Genomic DNA, 21,480 nt, shown 5'->3' on the forward strand with positions numbered 1-21,480 from the left:
TCCGGGACGAACGGGCACATCACCCAGTGGGGTCAAATGCTGTCCGGGTTACCGCCCACGTAGACCGATGGCCATCCCCGCTGCGGGGCCCGGGCCATTCCGGTTCCTGCAGGTTTTCTCATCCCTGCCCCCAACGATAAAGGTAACTTCCTTCGTGCTTCTGGCCTCCGTCATCCTGGTCCTTCTTGGCGTGATCAGCGCCGGCCCATTATCGCAATGGCTCGGTCGCAACGCCGGATGGGTATTATGCCTGCCGCTGCTGGCGGCCGCCGTCCTGTTGATGAGCGCCTACATCATCAGTCCCGGCGGTGAGGTGATCGAGTATTATCCCTGGATCCCGGGCCTGCTCGAAATCGGCTTCCACCTCCGACTCAACGGTCTCTCCCTGCTGTTCTCTCTGCTGGTGTTGCTCATCGGGGCCGGAGTGCTGTTCTACTCGCCACGGTATTTGGGCTCAACAAAACTCGTCTCCTTCTATCTGACGATGTCAGCCTTCGCGCTGGCCATGCTGGTGCTGGTACTGTCCAACGATCTGCTGGTCTTCTACATCGCCTGGGAAGGCACCACCTTCTGTTCCTTCTTCCTCATCGCCCGCTCCGGCCCGCATGCCCACCAGCCGGCCATCCGCACGTTACTGGTCACCGTGGCCGGAGGGCTGTGCCTGCTGGCTGCGGTGTGTGTGATGACCGTAGCGGCCGGAACCACCGTGATCACCGAGGTATTAGCCTCCGAGATCTGGACCCGTCCCGGCATCACCACCAGCGTGGTGGTACTGCTGGCGATGGCAGCACTGACCAAATCTGCGCAGTTCCCCTTCCAAGCCTGGTTGCCCGACTCCATGGTGGCCATCTCCCCGGTGTCTGCTTACCTGCACGCGGCCGCGATGGTCAAGGCTGGGGTCTATCTCCTGTTGCTGTTCTCGCCAGCACTGGCCGGGCATGGACTGTGGACCCTGTTGCTGGTGTTGCTGGGAACCATCACGTGTCTGTTCGGTGCTTTCGGCGCCCTGCGTCGGTACGACCTGAAGGAACTGCTGGCCTACTCCACCATGTCCCAGCTGGGCTATCTGGTGATGCTCATCGGTGTCGGCACCCCACTGGCGATCACCGCCGCGGTGCTACACACCATGGCCCACGCCCTGTTTAAATCCGCTTTATTCCTCTCCGTTGGCATCATCGACCACCAAGCCGGCACCCGCGATATGCGCATGCTGGCCTCCCGCGATGTGAACATGCCGGCCACTCTCACCGTGCTCACCGTCGCTGCCGCCTCCATGGCCGGTCTGCCACCGCTGTTCGGGTTCGTGTCCAAAGAAACCCTGTTCGAGGCACTAATCGAAACAAACCTCCCCGGCGAATTACACGTGGCCCTGACCGTGGCAATCGTCGTGGCAGCCATCTGCACCTTCGCTTACTCGGGCCGACTGGTCTGGGGCGCCTTCGGTAAGTACCGTTCACCCCGTGGCTGGCTGAACACCCCGCGGGGCTCCTCGGCCGATATCCGCACCGTTAAAGATGGCAAGATCACCTTCTGGATCTTCCCGATGATCGTCTCGCTGGCCGGCGTCGTCCTCGGGCTGGCTCCCGGGCTCACCGATCAACTCGCCACCGCTGCTGTCTCCGAGGCCGTCGGCAGCTACACCGAAGTCCACTCTGCGCTCTGGCACGGGCTCACCCCCGCCCTGGGGCTATCCGTGCTGGTCATCATCGGCGGTGTGATCGCGGTCTGGAAGATGCCAGAGATCGAAGCATTCCTGGTTCCGCGCGGGATTCCCATTTCCGGGCTCGGCGTGGTCGAAGCCCTGCGTGAAGGACTCATAGACTTCGGTGCCCGTGTGGGTGCCTGGACCTCCGGACAAAACCCAGGACGCCACCTGATCGTGCCCGCTGTGGCAGTCATTGCCCTGGCCGTCATCGGACTTTTCACACTCCCGGGCCACCTACCCGAACAAGTCGATGGTCTCGATCTGCCCCTGGACTGGGCACTGGTGTTGCTGACCGGGGTCGGTGTATTCGCTACCATCAGAACCCAAACCCGCATTTCAGCCCTGGTGGTTGTTGGCGTGGTCGGCTTCACCACCACGCTGTGGTTCTTCAACCTGGGCTCGGTCGATGTTGCCCTGACCCAGCTACTGATCGAGATCCTCACCGTGGTGGTCATGGTGCTACTGCTCAAGCGGTTGCCCCAACGATTCTCTACAACCTCGCTGCGCCAGGCCCTACCGGCCGCCGTCGCGGCCCTGGGCGCTGGTGGCGCCGCCTTCCTCGGCGTCTTTGCCCTGACCGGCCGACGCGAACTGTCTGATGTGGGCTCCTATTACGCCACCGAAGCCGCTGAGATCACCGGCGGCGACAATATCGTCAATACCATCCTCGTCGAATTCCGTGCTCTAGACACCCTGGGCGAGCTCACGGTACTCGGTGTGGCCGGTATCGGCGTGGCGGCACTGTTGGCCTCGCGCAAGCCCGACCCGGTGTTGCAATCAGCAGCCTCTAGCACCTCGCCACTGTCGCATCCTCACGTGAATCTGGCGTATCTGCGCAGCTTCACCAAGATCGCCGTCCCGGTGATGATGGTGCTCTCCCTGGTCACGCTGGTCCGGGGCCATAACGAACCCGGCGGCGGATTCATTGCCGCGCTACTGGCCGGGGCCGGGTTCTCGTTGCTGTACCTGGTCGCTTCCTCCGATCAGCGCGCTCCCGTGCGCTGGCCTTATATCACGCTGATCGGTACCGGCGTGGTCGTCGGTGTGCTCACCGGTATCTGGGGCATGCTCGAAGGATCCTTCCTCACCCCACTACACGCCGATGTATTTGGCTTGCACCTCAACACCGCGCTGATCTTCGATCTGGGGGTCTACTTGGCGGTGCTGGGCTTGATCCTCATGGCTTTCAACCTGTTGGGTATGGATCAACCCCGCGATGACGGCGCTCTGGGACAACAATTGCCTCCACCCCCGGACCCCCACCCGACCACCGGAGTGCTCCCCTCACAGCGGATCCGGACTGAATCGCGGTCCCGGCAACCAGACACTGATGCAAACCCCTCACACGATCGGCAGGTGAAACGATGACCCTGGCACTAACCGTTGGCCTCCTTGTGGCAGGGGCCGTGTACCTGTTCACCAAACGAGAAATGTTGCGCATCATTCTGGGCTTCATCCTGCTTGGCCACGCCGGAAACTTGGTGCTGATGGCTGCCGGTGGCGCGTCCCGACGTCACGAGCCCTTCGGCGAGGTTGACCCCGAACTGGCCGCCGACCCTTTGCCTCAAGCCATGGTGCTCACCGCGATCGTGATTGCCTTCTCCATCACGGTATTCATGCTCGTCCTCGCGGTCACCGGTGACCGAGGTGACCGTACTGCCGGTCGCACCGAGACTCTGGACACCACAGCAGAAGCGGTCTCTGACGCCACCATCCCGGGCACGGCCACCCACACCTTGGAAGTCTTGCACGCCCAGGAAGAGGCCAACGACCAAGCCCGCTCGGCCCAACAAGCCGCTGAGCAGTCCCAGCAGGCCGGCACGCAGCGTCCCACAGGAGGCGAGAAATGAGCCAAAACCTGCTGGAGATGCTATTGCCGATGATGGTCGCGGTTCCGCTACTGGTCGGCGGGGCCCTGGCGGTGGTCGGTAACCGGCTGAAACTACACGCCTGGGTGATGACGGTCACCCAGCTCGTGATCCTGGCCTTCTCGGTCTACCTGGTGGCCTACTTTGCCCACCCCGATCACCCGGATGCGCTGGGCCACTCGGTGGGGTTATGGCCCTATGGTGTCGGCATTCCGTTTGTGGCCGATATGTTTTCGGCCCTGATGCTGACGGTCACCAGCATCCTGACGGTTTGTTGTACCTGGTTCGCGCTGGCCTCCTATGCGGCCAACTCCATGTTCTTTGCCCCCCTGGTGTTGATCCTGGGATCCGGCGTCAACGGTGCATTTCTCACCGCGGATTTGTTCAACCTCTTCGTGTTCCTTGAGGTCATGCTTCTGCCGTCTTATGGGTTGTATGTCCTCTCGGCCAACCGACAGACCCCGGCCCGTCGCGTTCACGGTGCTCGGTTATACGTCACCTTGAACCTGTTCACCTCCACCCTGTACATGATCGGTGTGGGTTTTCTCTACGGCACCGCCGGGAGCGTGAACATCGGTGTGCTGGCCAGCCTGGGGTCCTCCGACCGGACAGTGGCCATCGCCGCGTCGGTGTGTCTGTTGGCGCTGGGTATTAAAGCTGCCATCGTCCCATTGCACGGCTGGTTGGCCCGGTCCTACCCGGCCACCTCACCGGCGATCACCGCGCTGTTCTCCGGACTACACACCAAGGTCGCCATCTATGCGATTTACCGGCTGTACGCGGTGATTTTCGACGGCGACACCCGCTTTCTGTGGGTCGGAGTATTGCTGTTCTGCCTCACTATGGTCATCGGCGTGCTCGGGGCGGTAGGGGAGAAGACCACCCGCACCATTTTGGCCTTCCACATGGTTTCCCAGATTGGTTACATCCTGCTCGGCGTCGCATTGTTCACCGAATTGGGGCTGACCGCCGGCATCTTCTACCTGCTGCACCACATGATCGTCAAAGCCAGCCTGTTCCTGTCTACCGGGGCCGTGGAAGTCCGCTACGGCACCGGTGTGATCGGTGCACTGGGCGGAATCGTACGTACCGAACCCTGGGTGGCTGGAGCCTTCTTGGTGGCTGCCCTGTCATTGGCCGGGATCCCACCGTTCTCCGGATTTATGGCGAAGTTCTTGCTGATCCTTGGAGCGGTCGAAGCCGACGAAATCGCCGCGGTCGTCGTGATGGTGGTGGTCTCGTTGGTTACGCTGCTATCGATGCTGAAGATCTGGTCGGGGATGTTCTGGGAAAAATCCGCCCAGCGGACCAAATCGAAATCGCGTAACACCCCCTCGGCGACCCGTATTATTGCCTCAACCGCTTCGGCCTACTCCGATCCGAACTCGCGGACCCCCCAACTGGCCCATATGGCCTCCGAATCACAGTTCCAGACTCTCACGCAGTCGATGACCATTATCGAATCCGACCGGTCGACCGTGCCCAAAAAACGCATTAGCTGGAACCTGTCGCTACCAGCGATCGTGCTCGCTGGACTCACCATCTGCTTGGGCCTGGGCGCACAGCTGCTACTGACCCTGTCCGGGATGGCAGCCGAAGGCCTGCTCGATACCAGCAACTACCTCGAGGCGGTGATGAACGGATGATCACGACCCGACGTTCTGCCAGCGTGGGTGACTACCTCAGCTGGCCCTTCCGGTTCATCTGCGTGTTGGTGTGGTACATCAAAGAAGTGATCGTTGCCAACTGGGCGGTGATTGCCGATAACCTCACGCCCGGACTCAACGCCCACTCTGGGATCGCCCGGGTGCCTACCCGGTGCGAATCCGAACTCGAAGTCACATTGCTGTCCTCAATGATTACCATCACCCCCGGAACCCTGACGCTGGGGACCACCATTGACGTCCACGGGGTGCGGTGGATCTACGTGCACTCGCTCTACGACGGAGATGCGGACGCCATTCGCGAGGGGTCCTGGGATATGGAAGAACATATGCTCCGCGCCAAACGTCCCGAAGGTTTCGATTACCCCCGACCCGAACACCCGAGATCGGGCCCGGAACTCTACAAAGAACTCTTCGATCCCGAAGTTCAGGCTGGAGAGCGCGCCCTCGCCGAAGACACCGAGGCCGAACAGGACGGGAGGTAACCAATCATGGACCTGATCAATCTCGATTTCCTCGGTCTTGACATCGCCTTTGCGCTACTGATCGTCTCGACCCTGGTGGCCACCTGGCGCATGTTGAAAGGACCGACCGAAGCGGACCGTGCCATCGCCGGGGATTTGCTGATGTTCGGTGTGGCCGGACTGATCGCGATCTTTGGGGTTCGACTCGGCGGTCAGTTCACCTTCGATATTGTGCTGGTCGCCTCGGTGATCGGATTCCTCTCCGCCATCTCGCTGGGTCGAGCACTCACCAGGGGGCAACGCTAATGGATATCACCACCTTCTCTTTCGTTCTCGGCCAGGTCTTCGTCGTGCTCGGGGCCCTGGTGTTTGCCACCGCAGCCCTGGGCCTGGTGCGGTTTACCGACCCCTTCATGCGCATCTCCGCCGTTGGTACCGCCGGGGGACTGGGCATGATCCTGGTGGTCGTCGGCTGCCTACTGGTCCAACCCACCGTGGTTGACACGCTCAAGGTCATCCTGATTATCTTCATGCAACTGGGTACCTCCGCGATCGGCACGATGGCCATTGCTCGCTCCAGTTATCTGACCGGCGTACGGATGGACCCCGGCTACTTTGACGAGCTGGACGAAGACGACGTCACCGGAGAGAGTGTGGAAACCCGCTGAGAACCCGGCGCCCCACCGATAGGATGGAAGCTGTGACTGAGCAACACAGATCCCACACCACCGCATCGGATTCCGCCGTGACGTCCCCGGAGCGCTCCCAGCAGAACTCCCGGCTGTTGGTCATCGATGGCCACTCCATGGCGTTTCGGGCCTTCTACGCGCTACCGGCAGAGAACTTCGCCACAACCACCGGGCAACACACCAATGCGGTGTATGGATTCTTGACCATGTTGCTGTCGATGATTCGCGAGCAACAACCCACCCACGTCGCGGTCGCCTTCGACGTCTCCACCCCGACCTTCCGTTCGGAAGAATACGGTGAATACAAGGCCGGTCGGCAAGAAACTCCCGAGGAATTCTCCGGCCAGATTGATCTGATCGGTGAAGTCCTCGAGGCCCTGAACATTCCGGCGATCACCGTCGACGGCTACGAAGCCGACGACATTGTGGCAACCTTCTCGGCGCAAGCCGAGCAAGCCGGTTGGACCACCGTGGTGGTCTCCGGCGACCGGGACGCCTTCCAGCTGATCTCGGAGACCACCGCGGTGTTGTATCCGACCAAGGGTGTCTCCGAAATCCCACCGATGACCACCCAAACGGTGCTGGATAAATACGGGGTTAGGCCAGCGCAGTACCCCGAACTGGCGGCCCTAGTCGGGGAAAAAGCCGATAATCTCCCCGGTGTCCCCGGTGTTGGCGCCGGTTTCGCTTCCAAATGGTTGAAACAATACGGAGATCTGCAGGGCGTGATCGATAACGCTGACCAGATCAAGGGGAAAAAAGGCCAAGCGCTACGCGAGCACCTCGACGATGTGATCCGTAACCGCAAACTCAACGCGCTGGTACGCGACCTAGACCTTCCCATTCAGCTCGAAGCCACCGCGCTGTCTGCACCGGATCACGACCACATCAACGATTTATTCGATTCCCTGGAATTCAACCGCGTGCGCGAACGGGTTTTCGATGTCTTCCATGACCGTCTCGGCCTCGAAGGCTCCTCAGCTCAGGCCTCGGTGGAGGTCACCATCGAGCTGATCACCCAGGCAGCCCAGCTGCGGGATTTTCTCTCCACCCATGGTGGCACTGCGCTCGGGGTTTTCGCCCAGATCACCGCCCCGGAGGTCATCACCCGACGCAAAATCCCGGCCCCTGGCGACTACGGCACCGTGGCCGCAGTCTCTATCGCCACTGAAGACCAGGCCGGTGTGATCGAGCTTTCCGGGTCTACTGACACCGAGCTGATCGCCGAAGTCAACGATTTCTTACTCTCGGGCTCCTACCAAAAAGTGGTCTACGACCTGAAAACACTGATCAAAGCCGGTGGCGCCACCGAGGTGCTCACGCAGTCCTTGAACGAGGACCAAGACCTCCACCACATTGCCGAGGTCGTCGACGACATCCTGCTCTGCGGATACGTGCTCCAGCCGGACCGTCGCGGTTACGATCTGCCAGCGCTAGCGCAGACGTATCTGAACACCACGCTCGAGGTGCCCAAAACAGCACCGGTGAATAAACAGGGTGAGCTCGATCTGGGGGAGACTCACGAGCCAGCACTGAGCCAGGAAATGCAGACCTATCTGGGTCAGGCCGGGTCGATGCTGATCCGACTCCACGAAGTCATGTACCCCGAGCTGATCGCCCGCGATGCGCATCAGCTGGTCACCGAGGTGGAAATTCCGCTCTCCCGAGTGCTGGCCGTGATGGAAGAAACCGGGGTTGCGGTCAATACCAATAAGCTCCACGAGCTCCTGGAAGTCTTTAGTGATCAGGCTCAGGCCGCCGAAGACCGAGCACGGGAATCCATCGACGGTGACCCGGTGAACCTGGGCTCGCCCAAACAGCTTCAAACCGTGCTCTTCGACCGGTTGAATCTACCCAAGACTCGTAAAACGAAAACCGGGCACTCCACTGATGCCGAATCCCTCAATGATCTGCTGGACAAGACCGATCACCCCTTTCTGCACAACCTGATGGCCTATCGAGATGCCACCAAATTGAAACAAACCGTGCAGGGTCTGCTCGATTCGGTGGCTACCGATCAGCGCATCCACACCACCTACTCTCAGACCGCGGCGGCGACGGGGCGACTGTCGAGCCTGAACCCGAACCTGCAGAATATTCCGGTCCGCACTGAAACCGGTCGACGTATTCGCGACATTTTCCAGGCCGGGACCATTCCCGGATGCGATGAACCCACCACACTGCTGACAGCGGATTATTCGCAGATCGAAATGCGCATCATGGCCCACTTGTCCGAGGATGCCGGATTGATCCAGGCTTATCAGGAGGGTGAGGACCTCCACCGGTTCGTCGGCTCCCAGGTCTTTGATGTCCGTCCCGCAGAGGTGACCACTGCGATGCGTGACAAGGTCAAAGCGATGTCCTACGGTCTGGCCTACGGTCTGAGTTCTTTCGGGCTATCCAAACAGCTCAGAATCCCGGTTGATGAGGCCCGTGAGCTGATGAGTTCCTACTTCCAGCGCTTCGGCTCCGTGCAAAAATACCTGCGTGGGGTGGTCAAAGAAGCCCGCAACGACGGCTATACCTCCACGATGATGGGGCGACGTCGCTATCTGCCAGACTTGCAGTCCGATAATCGCCAATTGCGGGATATGGCAGAACGCGCGGCGCTGAATGCCCCGATTCAGGGCTCGGCCGCGGATCTGATCAAGGTCGCGATGCTCGGTGTCGCCCGGCGACTCCGCGAGGAATCGATGAACACGCGGATGCTGTTGCAGGTCCACGACGAACTGATTCTCGAGGTCCCAGAATCAGAACGGGAACGGGCCGAAACAATTCTGGTTGAAGAAATGTCGCAGGCCGCCGAGCTCTCGGTGCCCCTGGATGTGCAAGTCGGACGCGGACGCACCTGGCAGCAAGCAGCCCACTAAGTGCAGAGCACGTCATGTTCCGCGCAATACTGCGGAATTGATCGTGTTGTCACATTGACCTTGACAACGTCATGCCGTAAGATTATCAGGTGCGCCGGCATGCCGGCGCTCTGCTGAGATTTCCCCGCACCGACGCTGAGGCGTCTTCACGATAGCGAGGTCGTTCTCAACATCCAAAGACCATTAGTTAATAAACCATATCCATTCGGAGTCCCTACTACATGACCACTACTACCAATGCCCCACAGGTTGCCGTCAACGACATTGGAACGGAAGACGATTTCCTCAATGCCGTCGATGAGACCATCAAATACTTTAACGATGGCGACCTGGTGGCTGGCACCGTCGTCAAAGTCGACCGCGACGAGGTCCTGCTCGATATCGGCTACAAGACCGAGGGTGTGATCCCGTCTCGTGAACTGTCCATCAAGAATGACGTTGATCCCGACGATGTCGTGGCGGTGGGCGACTCCATTGAAGCCCTGGTGCTGACCAAGGAAGATAAAGAAGGCCGTCTCATTCTGTCCAAGAAGCGTGCTCAGTACGAGCGGGCTTGGGGCGACATCGAGAAGATCAAGGACGAAGACGGTGTGGTCACCGGTACCGTCATCGAGGTGGTCAAGGGTGGCCTGATCCTCGACATCGGGCTGCGTGGCTTCCTGCCGGCATCCCTGGTTGAAATGCGTCGCGTTCGCGACCTGGCCCCCTACATCGGTCAGCAGCTGGAAGCTAAGATCATCGAATTGGATAAGAATCGCAACAACGTGGTGCTGTCCCGTCGTGCCTGGCTGGAGCAGACCCAGTCCGAGGCTCGTTCGAACTTCCTGCAGGCTTTGCAGAAGGGTCAGGTCCGCAACGGTGTGGTCTCTTCGATCGTCAACTTCGGTGCCTTCGTGGACCTGGGTGGCGTCGACGGTCTGGTTCACGTTTCCGAGCTGTCCTGGAAGCACATTGACCACCCCTCTGAGGTTGTCGAAGTGGGCCAGGAAGTCACCGTTGAGGTCCTCGACGTCGACATGGACCGTGAACGCGTCTCCTTGTCGTTGAAGGCCACTCAGGAAGATCCGTGGCAGCTGTTCGCCCGTACCCACGCTCTGGGTCAGATCGTGCCCGGTAAGGTCACCAAGCTGGTACCGTTCGGTGCTTTCGTCCGCGTCGAAGACGGCATCGAAGGTCTGGTGCACATCTCCGAATTGGCACACCGTCACATCGATACCGCCGAGCAGATTGTCTCCGTCGGCGAAATCGTCTACGTCAAGGTCATCGACATCGACCTGGAGCGTCGTCGCATCTCGCTGTCGCTCAAGCAGGCCAATGAGGGCGTTGACCCCGAAGGCACCGAGTTCGACCCGGCTCTGTACGGTATGGCCGCCGACTACGACGAAGAAGGCAACTACAAGTACCCCGAGGGGTTCGACCCCGAGTCCAACGAGTGGATGGAAGGCTACGAAGAGCAGCGTGCTGCTTGGGAGCAGGACTACGCCGATGCTCAGGCCCGCTGGGAAGCTCACAAGGAACAGGTTGCTCGCCACCTGGCCGACAGTGCCGAAGCTGCCGCGGCTGGACCGGTCGACACCGGCCAGGCTTCGTATTCTTCCGAAGAAGAGCACTCCGATGCTGATGACGCCGGTACCCTGGCGTCCGATGAAGCGCTGGCTGCTCTGCGTGAGAAGCTTACCGGCCACTAAACATTGCCTGTCCAGTTCGTCGAGCCGCTGACTGAGACGAACTGTCGAGAACAGTGGGCCCGAGGGAAACTTCCCTCGGGCCCACTGTTTTGATGATGGCTACCATCGCTACGATGACATACGCTAGGCCTCAGACGACGGGGTGGTCTGAGCCTGCCGAGCACGGCGGATGAATGCTTCCATCAGGTGTCGATCCTTGACCCCTCGTTCCTTCTCCACCCCGCTGGAGACGTCGAGCCCCGCCGGATGGTAATTTCGGACCACCTCGGCGACGTTCTCGGGATGGAGCCCACCGGCTAACACCACCGGAATCCTGGCCTCGTGCATCCAATCTGGGGGAGCGGTAAAGGACCCGGTGCCGTGGCTGATGTCGTAGAACCAATACTCGACATTAGGGTGGGCATCGGCACGGGTGGGGGCTTCAGCTGAGGCCACAGCCAAGTGTGCCGGCCGAGGATCATACTCATAGAGTTGGACGGCATCGACAAGATCGAGAGCCTGTTCCACCTCGGTAAAGGTCATCCCCACTGCCATCGTCCGAATCCTGTTCCGGGCTACCCGCGCGAGATCAGCCAGTTGCTCAACCGGGACATACCGAGGTGAGTTCCGAACACACATGAAACCCACCGCATCGTAGCCGAGCTCAGCTGCCCATTCGACATGCTCCGCCCGGGTCACTCCGCACACTTTGATGAACATTGATGGGTGCCTTTCCTCTCTTGCGCTTATCATGAGAATAGCCTGGCTGGCCTAGCCGGTGACTTCAGAGATAGTCACCGTAAAGGATTTGGTCCGCGCCAACTGTGTCGTCGGACCCACCAGACGTTCCAGCTGCGGACGATACTGTAGCCCCGAATTCCATACGGCCACCAATAAGCCGTTCGCGGTCAGCACCCTGCCCGCTGCGACAAACAGGTCGAGTGCAATCTGCCGGGTCACCGCCGAGGACCCGTGATGGAAGGGTGGATTCAACACCACCAGATCAACCGACGCATCAGCAAGTTGCTTCGTATCGGGCTGGTGGTAGACCGCGAAGCGACTGTTATTGTCCAACCCGTTCGCCACCAGGGTCGCGCGCGTTGCACAGACAGCGGCAGCTGAATCATCGGTGGCAATAATCTGCGGGATGGAGGTCTCCAATCCCAGCACGGTAGCCACCGTGCCATTACCACTGCCCAGATCAACGGCTGTACCCGCACCTCGGATAGCATCCTGGAAAGCATGGGGGGTTCCCAAAATCGTCTCCAGCATCAACCGGGTACCCGGATCAACCCGGGCGGCACCAAACGTTAGCCCGTAGGCGCGCAGTGCCAGCTCGTGGTCAAGCACCCGGTCGGTGTTCACCCGGGGGATCCGTGGTGGGGTCTGGCGTGTCGCATCTGGGAGGTGTGGGTCACGGGCACGAATAACACGGGCCTTATACGCACCGCGCGAGGCCGAAACGTGCCCAAAATATTGGCCCAAACGGTCATTAACCGACCGTTGCAGATCTTTCTGTCGTGCCCCGGCGAGTAACACTACGGTCTCCTTGGCCCAGCGGGCCACATGCCATGCGGTTTCCTCCACCGCTTCCAACGGGCGCGGCAACCGATACAGCACCGTGCCGGCACCCTGGAGGATCTCGCGGCTCACCACATCATCCCACGGTTCGTGGGCGAGATCGGCCTGTGCCCTGAGCCGATCGAAGAGTAGCGCCGAATCTTGCACCACGCGCAGTGGCATGCCCCGGCTTCTCAGCTCCGCGGCCACTGTTCCCTCGGTCTCGTTCACCACCACGACCGGCAGATCCCGATAGCTCGGTGACTGCTCGAGTAGCTCATCGAGTTGGTCGAGCAAGAGTCGATCGACACCGGTGGCAACACGGTGCGTCCGTGATTGAGGGTGATCGGTCATGAGCTGATATCCATCCATTGCGTGCCGGTTGCTACCGGATGGGCAGCTCCCGAGGTGATCGTGGCCAGATCAGTCTGGAGTTTCTCCACTGCACCGCGTTCGTCGCGGATACCGAGCTGAATGTGGGCCGAGGTGCCACCATAATTGGTCCCAAACACCTCGACACCGGTGGCACGCAACTCGTTCTCCCACCGGCCGGCATCGGCGTGCGGTGCGGCAACCTCATACAACAACACCCGCGCCCGACGTCGCACCACTGTGGACTCGAGCCCAGCGACAACGGCATCCGTATAGGCACGGACTAGGCCACCGGCACCGAGTTTAATCCCACCAAAATATCGCACCACTGCCACCACCGTGTCGGACAGATACCCGTCGAACTGAGGGTGAGTGAAACTATACAGGGCTTGCAGCATCGGGATCCCGGCGGTTCCGGCCGGTTCACCATCATCACAGCAGCGTTGTACCGTCCGATCCGGCCCCAGAATAAAGGCTGAACACACATGTCGAGCCCCGTGGTGGTGCTTCCGGATCCGCTCGATCACCTCACGGGCAGCAGACTCGCTCTCAACCCGGTGCACATAGGCGATGAATTCAGATTTCTTGATCTCCAACCGGACTCCGTCGGTCTCGCGCCTGGCGGCGGGGACCAGATAGGATGAGCACTGTGAATCGGGCATAGTCGACAGTCTAGGCGGTTTCGCCAGCTGAGCCCGAGCTCGCCCACCATCCAGGAGGACCTCGATGACACACCTCGGCCTGACCGGAGGAATTGGATCCGGTAAATCGACGGTGGCGAAGATGCTGGCCGAGCTGGGCGCAGTCATCATTGACGCCGACGCCATTGCCCGGTCGCTGATGGCCCCTGGTCAACCGGTGCTACAGGAAGTGGTCGAGCATTTTGGTGAGCACCTTCTCGACGAACACGGACAGCTGGACCGTCAAGCCCTGGCCTCGATCGTGTTTAACGACGACCAAGCACGCCAAACACTCAACTCGATCGTCCATCCGGCGGTCCGGGCTGAGACCCTGCGCCAGATTGAGGCTGCCACCGCGGAAAGCTCGGGGGAGACCGTGCTTATTGAAGACATTCCCTTACTGGCCGAAACCGGGCAAGCGGAGCGTTTCGACGGAGTGATCGTGGTGACATGTGATCAGCAGACTCGACTAGAGCGGCTCACCACCTATCGAGGGATGGACCCTGCCGATGCCAAAGCCCGGATGGAGTCCCAAGCCACCGACGCCCAACGCACCCAGATCGCCACGTGGGTCATTGACAATTCCCAATCGCTGGAACACACACAACAACAGGTCAGCGAACTCTGGCAGTCGCTGTACTCCGCTCGGTGAGTTCACCCACGTCTGACAGGGGCGGAGTGACAGTCGAGCCCAACCGCTCGATAGCGGTAGGTCATGGTGTAGCGAAAAGATCTTAATTGTGCAACACGGTCGTGTTGCCGGTCTGAGCCGGGTATCTCAGAGCTATTCTAAGCGCATGCGTAATATGGCGTCATATACAGCGGAGCGACCGGCATCGACGACGGTGTCCGCCGATGGAACCAACACGAGCTCCCACACCGCCGCACGACCCCCACGGTTGCGTGGCTTTGATGGGTTGCGGGCCATTGCCGCCATGGCCGTCTTGGTGTATCACCTCATTCCCGGGTGGGCTCCAGCCGGCTTTGCCGGGGTGGATATGTTTTTCGTGCTCTCCGGCTTCTTAATCACCGCCCTGTTGCTCCAGCAACTACACCGTCACGGACGGCTTGAGCTCAAGAGTTTCTGGTTGCGTCGCTTCCGTCGACTGGTGCCGGCCGTGGTCGTTACCCTGATCGGTGCCTCCGCTCTGGCTCTGGCGGTCGGCGGCGATGCACTCGTGTCCTTGCCACGCCAGTTTGTTGGTGCACTGACCGGAACCTATAACTGGGTCGAAATCGCCAATGGTGCAAGCTATTTTGAACAGAACTCCCCGTTGCTGTTCACCAATATGTGGTCGTTATCCGTGGAGCAACAGTTCTACGTCTTCTGGCCCCTCATCGTTGCGTTGCTCGTCTTTTGGTCCCGGTCCCGACGACTCGCCGTCGTCTTCGCTGTTGCCGCGACGTCGATCGTTGCCCATGTCTGGTTGTCTGGGGTTGACCTCTCCCGTGCCTACATGGGTACCGACACACACCTCTGGGGTCTGATGTTGGGCGCCGGCATCGCCTTAGCGATCCCGGGTGCTCTGAAGATGCCGATCAATCCTACGCGCTATCCCACCCTGTGGGGCGTGGGCGGTTGGCTGGGATTGCTGGCTGCCATCACGATGATGATGGTCCTACCCGAGTCCCTGATGTATCCCTGGGGGATGGTTGCGATTAGTGTGGCCGTGGCCATCACAGTCCGCAGTCTGCTCAACGATGTGGCCCCGTCTCAACCGGCCCTGGCGTTGACCGCCATCCTGGAGAACCCGGTCCTGGTGTGGTTGGGCGTGCGCTCTTACGGGATCTACCTATGGCACTGGCCGCTGTGGGTGCTGATGTACTACCTCAGCCCGACGATGAACCCGCTGCTGGCAGCACTGCCGATCATCGTGCTCAGCATCGTTTTCGCGGAGCTGTCCTACCGCTTCATTGAAACCCCCATCCGCACCCACGGGTTCTTGACCTGGTGTCGTCAGCTGGTAGCGCAAATCACGCAGCTGATGCCGGTAGCCAAGGTCGCAACCATTGCGGGTCTGGCCGGGGTATTGATCGCTGCGGGTTCCGCCATTGCCGTATCGCCACAACAATCCAGCGCCGAGCGAGCCCTGCAACAAGCTGCCGGGGATCAAGACCGCCTCGTGATCGGCTCTGAGTCCGACGATGAAGCCCAGGACGAACCAGGCCAACAGCCCTCGGAGCAACCTTCGGAACAACCCGCCGAGGACCCATCCGCTGAGCCCAGCGACTCCGCTACAGAAACTGCTGAGGATACTGCCACCGAACACGCCTCACCGGTCGGTCATCCCGGCCCAGAAGTCACTGGAGAGAACATCACGATGATCGGTGATTCTCTCCTCGTCGCTGCCGGAAAGACCCTGAATCAGGATTTTCCCGGCATTTATCTCGATGCAGAGATTTCCCGCTCCATCCAGTCTGCGCCGGAGATCTTGAACCGGTTGAAGTCCGAGGGCAAACTGCGGCCCTATGTCGTGGTCGGGCTGGCCACAAACGCCGTCATTAGCCAGGATCAGATCGAGACCATCCGCGAGATCATCGGTCCCGATCGGCGCCTGGTGTTGGTGACCGGTTACGGTCCGTCTCGGGCAACCTGGATCGACCCGGCCAACCGGGCCATCCGGGAAGCTGTGAAGAACCACGACGATATTTACCTGGCCGACTGGAATAACGCCATCCAGGACCACCTTGACTTGCTGGCCGATGACTCGGTGCACCCCAAGGACCAGCAGGGACGCGCGCTGTACAGTCAGACCATCGAGAAGGCCTTGGCCCGGGCTCAGTCGGGAGAACCGCAGGTCTCCTAACGGGTTGCTGGCACGTTCGCTCTGGGTCTGACGACCGGGCGTTTGCGGTGGCAGACCGGGGGGAGAAGAGTAGGGTAGAGGCATGAGTCTGGCCCAAGAAATCACCCGGCAAGTTGCGCCCTTCAAGGTGGAATCTCCCTATCAACCCTCTGGCGATCAGCCACGTGCTATCGCCGAATTGGCTGAGCGTGTCAGTGGCGGGGAAAAAGACGTGGTGCTGATGGGGGCCACCGGCACCGGTAAATCTGCGACCGCGGCCTGGACCATCGAACAACTTCAGCGTCCCACCCTGGTGATGGTCCAGAACAAGACTCTGGCCGCCCAGCTGGCCAATGAATTGCGAGACCTGCTTCCGCACAACGCGGTCGAGTACTTCGTTTCCTACTACGACTACTACCAGCCCGAGGCCTACGTCCCGCAGTCGGATACCTTCATTGAAAAAGATTCCTCCATCAATGAGGAAGTCGAACGCCTCCGCCACTCAGCCACCAATGCCTTGCTCACCCGCCGGGACACCGTGGTGGTCTCTACGGTATCGTGCATCTACGGTTTGGGTACCCCGGAGGAATATATCCGCCAGATGGTCACCCTCAAACGGGGCCAAGAGCTGGACCGGGACGAATTGTTGCGTCAGTTCGTGAATATGCAGTATGTGCGCAATGACCACGACTTCCACCGTGGCACCTTCCGGGTCCGTGGCGACACCGTAGAGATCATCCCGATGTATGAAGAGCTTGCGGTCCGTGTGGAATTCTTCGGCGATGAGATCGACTCGATCCAGACGCTGCACCCGCTGACCGGTCACGTGATCCGGGAAGAAGACGAGATGTACATCTTCCCGGCCTCCCACTACGTGGCCGGTGATGACCGGATGGCTCGGGCCATCGAGTCCATCGAGGATGAATTGCGCGTGCGACTGGCAGAGTTAGAGGCCCAAGATAAGTTACTCGAGGCCCAACGGTTGCGGATGCGCACCACCTACGATCTCGAAATGATGCAACAAATGGGCTACTGCAACGGGATTGAGAATTACTCGCGCCATATTGACGGCCGTGGTCCCGGCTCTGCTCCACACTGTTTACTCGACTATTTCCCCGATGACTTCTTGTTGATCATCGACGAATCCCACGTGACCGTGCCCCAAATTGGCGGAATGTATGAAGGGGATATGTCGCGTAAACGCACCCTGGTCGATCACGGGTTCCGGTTGCCCTCAGCATTGGATAACCGGCCACTGAAATGGGATGAGTTCCTCGAGCGCATCGGCCAAACCATTTACCTGTCGGCCACCCCGGGCCCCTACGAGCTGGCCCAAGCCGACGGCGTGGTGGAACAGATTATTCGACCCACCGGACTCATCGACCCCGAAGTCGTGGTCAAGCCCACCAACGGCCAGATCGATGACCTGATGGACGAGATCAATCAGCGAGTCGAGCGTGACGAACGCGTGCTGGTTACTACCCTGACCAAGCGTATGGCCGAAGACCTGACCGAATACCTGATCGAGCACGGGGTCAAGGTCCAGTATCTGCACTCCGATGTCGACACGCTCAAACGGGTGGAGCTGATGACCCAGCTACGCAAGGGCACGTTCGACGTGCTGGTCGGCATTAACCTCTTGCGCGAAGGCTTGGATTTGCCCGAGGTATCGCTGGTGTCAATCTTGGACGCCGATAAGGAAGGATTCCTGCGCTCAACCACCTCGCTGATTCAGACTATTGGTCGTGCCGCCCGCAACGTTTCCGGTCAGGTGCATATGTACGCCGATAAAATCACCGACTCGATGCGACAGGCTATCGACGAAACCAACCGTCGTCGTGAAATCCAGCAGGCTTATAACACCGAGCACGGTATCGACCCGCAGCCGTTGCGTAAGCGCATTGCCGACATTACGGACCAACTGGCCCGTGAGGATGCCGACTCCGAAGACTTCCTGTCGGGCATGGGCGGGGTCAAGGCCGGCTTTGATTTTGGTGAGGGACACCGTGGCTACACCTCGATGATCACCGATGAACAGAAATCCCAACAGGCCGATCGTGAGGGCCAGCAGGCCGTGAAGATTGCTGCCCTTCCGGCCAAGGATCTGCAGGACTTGATCGACAACATGTCCCAGCAGATGCATCAGGCCGCCACGGATCTGCAGTTCGAACTTGCCGCACGCCTGCGCGACGAGGTGGCGGAGCTCAAAAAAGAACTGCGTCAGATGAAACAAGCCGGACACGCCTAAAATCCTCGTCGAGGTGCTACAGTAGTCCACGAACAGGGGAGTATCCCGATCTTTCTCGCGAACGTCAGCACGTGGAGATTATTCTCAACCGGGCGCGAGGCTTGAGCAGAGACCATCAGCTCAAGTGGGAGAGACTTGTGATTCATTCTCGTATCCTCAAAGGAGCTTCCCTGTGGAAATCAACCTTGTGACCTGGTTGGTCACCATTGCGATCATCCTGGGGTTATTGGCTTTCGACTACTTTGCCCACGCTCGGAAAGCCCATACCCCCACGATCAAAGAAGCCGCGATGTGGTCCTCCATTTACATTGGACTGGCGTTGCTGTTTGGCCTGGTATTTTTCCTCTTCGGCGATACCTCCCACGCCGTGGAGTACTACACCGGGTTCTTACTTGAAAAGTCACTATCGATCGATAACCTGTTCGTGTTCATGATCATCATGAGCAACTTCCAGGTACCGCGCGAGTACCAACAAAAGGTGCTGTTGTTCGGTATTACCTTCGCGCTGATCTCCCGGACGGTTTTCATCCTCCTCGGCGCAGCCGTGATCAACGCCTGGTCGGATGTGTTCTACGTCTTCGGTCTGTTCCTGATTCTGCTGGCCGGCCAGCAACTCAAGGGCGAATTGACCTCGGCCGACGAGAAGTCCAATGAGGCCGAAAACATTATGGTGCGCACCGCCCGTCGGATTTTCCCGGTCTCACACGATTATCGCCAGGACAAACTGTTCACTAAAGAACGTGGCAAGCTGATGATCACCCCGATGTTGTTGGTCATGATCGCGATCGGTGCCACCGATGTGCTCTTCGCCTTCGACTCGATCCCCGCGATCTATGGTGTCACCCAGGAGCCCTATATCGTCTTCGCCGCCACCGCTTTCTCGCTGATGGGCTTGCGCCAGCTGTACTTCCTGATCGATGGCTTGCTGGACCGTCTGGTGTACTTGGGATACGGTTTGGCAGCCATTCTAGGCTTCATCGGCATCAAGCTGGTGCTACACGCCCTCCACGAGAACAGTTTGCCGTTTATCAACGGTGGGGAACCAGTGCCGGTTCAAGAAATTCCGACCGAGATGTCGTTGGTGGTTATTATCGCCATCCTGCTCATGGTGGTTGTCACCTCGTTGACCTCGAAGAAGGGCAAGGCGCTGATCGCATTGCAGAATGCGGAGAAGTTCTCCTTCCGGTATTCCAAGCTGGATGACTCCACTACCGAGCAAGAGCGCGAGAAAGCCGCTGCGAAAATGGATGAGTGGACTGAAAAGGCCCGTCGGGTCGAATATAAATACCTAGACGAGCTGATCGAACATAAAGACCAATGGTCCAGCATTATCCGTCAGGCCCACGAGACCCGACTGGAAGACGTCCAACGGTCCGGCCGTTCCGCCCCGGTCTCACAACAGGTGGTCAACGAGGCCGGCTCGATTATTGACCCGCCGGACGACACCGAGGACTCACACGATTCCGCCGAGAAAGAGGGTGCCCGAAGCCAAGACTCGGCGCGCCGCTAACCAGCGGGCTGACGGGCGCCGTGCTTACCGGTCGTGAATCATCGTGTGCAGGCGGGTGAAGATTTTCGCCCCCGCCTGGCCGATCCCGTCATGATGGTAGGCATCGGTCTCCCACACCTGTAGCTTGGCCACCCGTCCGGCGGTCTCCAGTGACAGGTCGCGATCGACGTAGACATCGTCACGATAGACCGCCGCAGCCACCGGCACCTGGTTCGCTGCCAATTGCTCGAGGTCGTATAACCGGCCCCACCCGGTGTGTTGCGCAATCAATTCGGTCGCCTCAGCGATCGGAATCAGCGTCGGATCAGTGCGGGTATACCACCGGTAGCACATCTCACCGGTCAGCCACGGGGTCTGCGTGACCTCAGCATCGAAGTCTGGATACTCTCTCAGCATCCGTTCGGCCGCCCAGTTGGTGGGCTCGGCGGCTTGATCCGGCTGAGCGTAGATGGCTTCGTGCAGGATTAGATACAGCGGATTTCTGGCCCGGGATACCTGCTCATATACCGCGTGCAGAAAGTGATCGCTGAGCTGATCAGTCCCCGGGATGAACGCTTGCTCCAGCACGTAGTGCAAGGTGTCAACCCGGGTATTGCCACCCAGCATCATCCCCAGGGTTTGCACGCGAGGGACGGTGAGCTTCGACCCATCGGGAAGGACTATTCCGCCGGCACGAACCCGCTGATACACCCGTGCCAACACCTTCAGATCCTCCGGGTAACGGTCGAAGTATTCCTGGTTGCGGGCCCGCATCCGCGCGTAGGTGGCCCGATAGACGCGGTCGGCCGGTCCAGACAGTGGGGCTAGACCGCCGGTGATTAAGCTACCGCGCAAACCCTCAGGGGCGAAGCTGAGGTAGCTGAGTGTACAGAATCCGCCAAAGGACTGGCCGAGCGAGACCCACGGCTCGATGCCGAGACCTGTTCGGAGGGCTTCAGCATCGGCCACAATATCCGGTGCCCGGAAATGAGTTAGGTAGTCCGCCTGCGCGGTCGCATCCCCACGGGCACGCAACGTGTGATGATTCAGTGGGGTGGACAGACCGGTGCCACGCTGGTCGAGCATCATCACCCGGTAGGTCTTCAGTGCCTCGGCCAGCCATCCTCCGATGGTGCCCGGCCGTTGTCCGGGGGAGCCGGGTCCGCCCTGGAAGTAAATCAACCACGGCTTGGTGTTGATCTCGGAATCCGGGTCATCGTCGGGGTGGCGAAACTCGCGAGCGGTGACCCACAGCATCTCAGGATCGGTTGCTGGGCCTGCTTGGTGGTGATCAACCGGAACCTGCACGCGGTGGGTGCGCTGCCGGTACCCATCCTGGCGGGTGGTGAACTCACTGGAGTTCACACCGGTGCTCATCGACGAGACGGACTCCACGGAATCACTCCTTTACTGTATGT

The 21,480-nt window shown here is 59.9% G+C and carries 16 protein-coding genes; 12 read left to right on the plus strand and 4 right to left on the minus strand.

All coding sequences use genetic code 11. The features are described from left to right. Positions 1 to 154 precede the first annotated feature (154 nt). The 8 genes from DCC24_RS02100 (at position 155) to rpsA (ending at position 10,948) form a co-directional block, all read left to right on the plus strand. The gene (locus DCC24_RS02100) at positions 155 to 3,073 is read left to right on the plus strand and encodes a DUF4040 family protein (protein WP_158524573.1); all 2,919 of its coding nucleotides are present in this window, start codon (positions 155 to 157) and stop codon (positions 3,071 to 3,073) included. Next, positions 3,070 to 3,555 (plus strand): sodium:proton antiporter, encoded by a 486-nt coding sequence (locus tag DCC24_RS02105; protein ID WP_110098269.1) that lies wholly within the window; start codon positions 3,070 to 3,072, stop codon positions 3,553 to 3,555. Before DCC24_RS02100 ends, DCC24_RS02105 begins: the two co-directional genes overlap by 4 nt. After that, a complete protein-coding gene (locus tag DCC24_RS02110; protein ID WP_233491941.1) occupies positions 3,552 to 5,219 on the plus strand; it encodes a monovalent cation/H+ antiporter subunit D family protein in 1,668 nt (555 codons plus the stop codon). Before DCC24_RS02105 ends, DCC24_RS02110 begins: the two co-directional genes overlap by 4 nt. Further along, positions 5,216 to 5,722: a Na+/H+ antiporter subunit E gene (locus DCC24_RS02115; protein WP_199223036.1), complete on the plus strand. Its 507-nt coding sequence runs from the start codon at positions 5,216 to 5,218 to the stop codon at positions 5,720 to 5,722. Before DCC24_RS02110 ends, DCC24_RS02115 begins: the two co-directional genes overlap by 4 nt. Positions 5,723 to 5,728: 6 nt before the next feature. Continuing rightward, positions 5,729 to 6,007, plus strand: coding sequence for a monovalent cation/H+ antiporter complex subunit F (locus tag DCC24_RS02120; RefSeq protein ID WP_110098270.1), 279 nt, complete (start codon positions 5,729 to 5,731; stop codon positions 6,005 to 6,007). Next, complete coding sequence (locus DCC24_RS02125) at positions 6,007 to 6,369, plus strand: monovalent cation/H(+) antiporter subunit G (RefSeq protein WP_110098271.1); 363 nt, start codon at positions 6,007 to 6,009, stop codon at positions 6,367 to 6,369. Before DCC24_RS02120 ends, DCC24_RS02125 begins: the two co-directional genes overlap by 1 nt. A 32-nt stretch (positions 6,370 to 6,401) precedes the next feature. Then, positions 6,402 to 9,260, plus strand: a complete 2,859-nt coding sequence (gene polA / locus DCC24_RS02130; RefSeq protein WP_369859729.1) for a DNA polymerase I — start codon at positions 6,402 to 6,404, stop codon at positions 9,258 to 9,260. A 221-nt stretch (positions 9,261 to 9,481) separates the two neighbouring features. Beyond that, complete coding sequence (rpsA, locus tag DCC24_RS02135) at positions 9,482 to 10,948, plus strand: 30S ribosomal protein S1 (RefSeq protein ID WP_110098273.1); 1,467 nt, start codon at positions 9,482 to 9,484, stop codon at positions 10,946 to 10,948. Positions 10,949 to 11,071: 123 nt separating this feature from the next. Here rpsA and DCC24_RS02140 read toward each other — a convergent pair whose 3' ends face one another. From DCC24_RS02140 to DCC24_RS02150, 3 genes are read right to left on the minus strand one after another with little or no spacing between them, the layout of a single operon-like run. Continuing rightward, positions 11,072 to 11,647, minus strand: coding sequence for a hypothetical protein (locus DCC24_RS02140; RefSeq protein ID WP_158278384.1), 576 nt, complete (start codon positions 11,645 to 11,647; stop codon positions 11,072 to 11,074). 51 nt (positions 11,648 to 11,698) lie between these two features. Beyond that, the gene (locus DCC24_RS02145) at positions 11,699 to 12,841 is read right to left on the minus strand and encodes a class I SAM-dependent methyltransferase (protein WP_158524574.1); all 1,143 of its coding nucleotides are present in this window, start codon (positions 12,839 to 12,841) and stop codon (positions 11,699 to 11,701) included. After that, positions 12,838 to 13,521 (minus strand): YigZ family protein, encoded by a 684-nt coding sequence (locus DCC24_RS02150; RefSeq protein WP_110098276.1) that lies wholly within the window; start codon positions 13,519 to 13,521, stop codon positions 12,838 to 12,840. Before DCC24_RS02150 ends, DCC24_RS02145 begins: the two co-directional genes overlap by 4 nt. Positions 13,522 to 13,585: 64 nt before the next feature. Here DCC24_RS02150 and coaE point away from each other — a divergent pair, with 64 nt between their 5' ends. From coaE to DCC24_RS02170, 4 genes are all read left to right on the plus strand, one after another. Further along, complete coding sequence (gene coaE / locus DCC24_RS02155) at positions 13,586 to 14,191, plus strand: dephospho-CoA kinase (protein ID WP_110098277.1); 606 nt, start codon at positions 13,586 to 13,588, stop codon at positions 14,189 to 14,191. A 154-nt stretch (positions 14,192 to 14,345) separates the two neighbouring features. Beyond that, the gene (locus DCC24_RS02160; protein WP_158524575.1) at positions 14,346 to 16,346 is read left to right on the plus strand and encodes an acyltransferase family protein; all 2,001 of its coding nucleotides are present in this window, start codon (positions 14,346 to 14,348) and stop codon (positions 16,344 to 16,346) included. Between the two features lie 82 nt (positions 16,347 to 16,428). Then, a complete protein-coding gene (uvrB, locus tag DCC24_RS02165; RefSeq protein ID WP_110098279.1) occupies positions 16,429 to 18,573 on the plus strand; it encodes an excinuclease ABC subunit UvrB in 2,145 nt (714 codons plus the stop codon). A gap of 172 nt (positions 18,574 to 18,745) precedes the next feature. Continuing rightward, complete coding sequence (locus DCC24_RS02170; protein WP_110098280.1) at positions 18,746 to 20,083, plus strand: TerC family protein; 1,338 nt, start codon at positions 18,746 to 18,748, stop codon at positions 20,081 to 20,083. Between the two features lie 24 nt (positions 20,084 to 20,107). Here DCC24_RS02170 and DCC24_RS02175 read toward each other — a convergent pair whose 3' ends face one another. Continuing rightward, complete coding sequence (locus tag DCC24_RS02175) at positions 20,108 to 21,457, minus strand: alpha/beta fold hydrolase (protein WP_233491942.1); 1,350 nt, start codon at positions 21,455 to 21,457, stop codon at positions 20,108 to 20,110. Positions 21,458 to 21,480 lie beyond the last annotated feature (23 nt).

It is taken from the genome of Auritidibacter sp. NML100628 (genome assembly GCF_003185985.1).
In the GTDB taxonomy this organism is placed as follows: domain Bacteria; phylum Actinomycetota; class Actinomycetes; order Actinomycetales; family Micrococcaceae; genus Auritidibacter; species Auritidibacter ignavus.

What these genes read in the sequence shown, in the direction of transcription:
- DCC24_RS02105 (WP_110098269.1), top strand. Translation starts at nt 3,070, where the DNA reads ATGACCCTGGCACTAACCGTTGGCCTCCTTGTGGCAGGGGCCGTGTAC.
- DCC24_RS02110 (WP_233491941.1), top strand. Translation starts at nt 3,552, where the DNA reads ATGAGCCAAAACCTGCTGGAGATGCTATTGCCGATGATGGTCGCGGTT.
- DCC24_RS02115 (WP_199223036.1), top strand. Translation starts at nt 5,216, where the DNA reads ATGATCACGACCCGACGTTCTGCCAGCGTGGGTGACTACCTCAGCTGG.
- DCC24_RS02120 (WP_110098270.1), top strand. Translation starts at nt 5,729, where the DNA reads ATGGACCTGATCAATCTCGATTTCCTCGGTCTTGACATCGCCTTTGCG.
- DCC24_RS02125 (WP_110098271.1), top strand. Translation starts at nt 6,007, where the DNA reads ATGGATATCACCACCTTCTCTTTCGTTCTCGGCCAGGTCTTCGTCGTG.
- rpsA (WP_110098273.1), top strand. Translation starts at nt 9,482, where the DNA reads ATGACCACTACTACCAATGCCCCACAGGTTGCCGTCAACGACATTGGA.
- DCC24_RS02140 (WP_158278384.1), bottom strand. Translation starts at nt 11,647, where the DNA reads ATGTTCATCAAAGTGTGCGGAGTGACCCGGGCGGAGCATGTCGAATGG.
- DCC24_RS02145 (WP_158524574.1), bottom strand. Translation starts at nt 12,841, where the DNA reads ATGACCGATCACCCTCAATCACGGACGCACCGTGTTGCCACCGGTGTC.
- DCC24_RS02150 (WP_110098276.1), bottom strand. Translation starts at nt 13,521, where the DNA reads ATGCCCGATTCACAGTGCTCATCCTATCTGGTCCCCGCCGCCAGGCGC.
- coaE (WP_110098277.1), top strand. Translation starts at nt 13,586, where the DNA reads ATGACACACCTCGGCCTGACCGGAGGAATTGGATCCGGTAAATCGACG.
- DCC24_RS02160 (WP_158524575.1), top strand. Translation starts at nt 14,346, where the DNA reads ATGGCGTCATATACAGCGGAGCGACCGGCATCGACGACGGTGTCCGCC.
- uvrB (WP_110098279.1), top strand. Translation starts at nt 16,429, where the DNA reads ATGAGTCTGGCCCAAGAAATCACCCGGCAAGTTGCGCCCTTCAAGGTG.